Below are 1,274 nucleotides of genomic sequence, written 5' to 3'. Positions count from 1 at the left end.
GCCAGCATTGTAGCCAACAACACCAGCCTGCCGCGTTGCCTGCACGACACTCGCGACGGTCTCGAACCCTTCACCGGCCACCCGCGCCTGGTCATGGCCGCCTATCGGCACCGCTGCGCCAGCCGGCGGATGCAACAGCCAGGCGCCTGAGGCCCCCAGCATCCGGCGGCCGATTTTTGCTCCGCCCTCGGTCAGATAGGTGCGCTGCACGCCGGTCAGCCGCACAAGGCCATCCTCATCCTGACCGAACATCGGCGTCAGCATCACCACCGCCGCACCGGCCGCCACTTCCGCTGCATCATAATTCGGATGCGGACGGACCAGCCGCACATGGCTCATCAGCCAGTCAGCATCGAGGCCACGCCCGCTGAGATAGGCACACGCTGACGCCCGCAGGGCCGCGGCCTCGTCCACGCGCGCCGCATGCGCCGCCCGCTGCTGCACCTTCTGCCCCACGGACCCGCGCAGGCTCGGCGCGCGCAAGTCGCCAGTGCCCGGAATCGCCTCATCCCAGAGTTTCCCGGCAATGCTCTTGCGAAAGGCGTTGCGCCGTATCTCGGCCGCACGCGCCGCCTTTGACGCCCAGCCGCCGCACCAGGCTCTCGAACCGCCCGCCTTCGCTGGCGGCAAAGTCGGTCCATTGGCCCGTTGTGGCGTTGACCGAAACCGTCCAGCTTTCCCCTCCGCGCCAGGTCGCTTGCAGGCGCAACCGGCCGGCACTGGTCCGGTAAGGCACGCCGGCGGCATCAAGCGCCGCCGCAACGTCGATCGTCCGTGGTTCCGCTGGCCGCTCCTCGGCCGCCGGGCCACGCGGCGGCACCGCCGGTTCACCGCCCCGCGCAATATCCGCCTGCCAGTCGGCTGCCAGCGCCGCATCCCGATCATACCCGGCCGCCTCCTCCATCGGGGGCGGGGAAAAATCTTCCGGCCAGGATGGCGGGACATCGGCGGCACTTCCCAGCTCGCCAAGCGCCGCCGCTTCGGCCGCAAGGGCCGCGTCGCGATCCTCCGCCTCGTGCGCCTCAACAGCCTCTGGCGCTGCGGTCTGCGGATTGGCCGAAGGCGGCGCCTCGACTGGCGCGGCGGGCAGATCGAATCCGTCAGCCCGTTTGCCGGCAAGGAGGTTTTCCAGCTCCGCGCGGGTCGGCAACCGCATCGGATCAAGCCCGAACACCTCGGCAAGCGGCGTCACCGCGCGCTGATACTGTTTGCCCGCGATCTTCTCGCCATCCGCCCGGTTACCCGCCAGCAGCTCGGCAATCTCGTCACGGGTC

General features: G+C 69.9%; 1 protein-coding gene and 1 pseudogene. Both read right to left on the bottom strand.

Annotation, left to right across the window (positions count from 1 at the left end; translation table 11 throughout):
* Nucleotides 1–483 (bottom strand): hypothetical protein (locus tag B7Z76_RS16305; RefSeq protein WP_291345316.1); only part of this gene is annotated, 483 nt, incomplete at its 3' end.
* A 22-nt stretch (nt 484–505) separates the two neighbouring features.
* Nucleotides 506–1,274: pseudogene (locus B7Z76_RS16300) on the bottom strand (AAA family ATPase); the annotation flags it as partial.

Origin of the sequence: Acidiphilium sp. 20-67-58 (genome assembly GCF_002255515.1) — a bacterium.
Taxonomy (GTDB): domain Bacteria; phylum Pseudomonadota; class Alphaproteobacteria; order Acetobacterales; family Acetobacteraceae; genus Acidiphilium.
This window is presented reverse-complemented; position numbering and strand designations above follow the sequence as displayed.